Origin of the sequence: Psychrobacter pasteurii (assembly GCF_900162815.1) — a bacterium.
Taxonomy (GTDB): Bacteria; Pseudomonadota; Gammaproteobacteria; order Pseudomonadales; family Moraxellaceae; genus Psychrobacter; species Psychrobacter pasteurii.
Genome location: NZ_FUGD01000187.1, coordinates 1 through 424, shown reverse-complemented (window position 1 = coordinate 424; position 424 = coordinate 1). Strand labels below are relative to the sequence as shown.

Here is a 424-nt window from a genome sequence, read left to right as displayed (position 1 = left end):
TATAGCTCGTCTTGCCTATAACTGGGCGTTAGCTCAGTGGCAACGACAGTATGCTCAAGATAAAGCCTATCGTGATGCTTGTCATATTATGGGTATTGATGTTGATGAAAGCAAATTACTAAAGCCTACCCAAGGCAAACTGCGCAAACGATTAAACGCCATTAAGCGTGATAAGTACCCATTCATGCTTGAGGTGACGAAATGCGCCCCACAACTGGCTATTATGCAGCTAGGCGATGCCTATAAGCGCTTCTTTAAGGGCGAGACTAAGTATCCACAGTTTCGCAAGAAAGGCGTTAACGATAGGTTTAGCCTGTCTAATGACCAGTTTGCTGTTAAAGGCAGACAGATTCGCATACCAAACCTAGGTTGGGTTCGTATGCGTGAAGCCTTGCGCTTTGACGGCAAAATACTCTCAGCTAAA

The 424-nt window shown here is 45.0% G+C and carries 1 protein-coding gene; it reads left to right on the top strand.

Translation table 11 applies throughout. The annotated features are described in order from the left end of the window. The coding region (locus A1232T_RS13235; RefSeq protein ID WP_167367087.1) for a helix-turn-helix domain-containing protein at window positions 1–424 on the top strand (424 nt) is incomplete at both ends.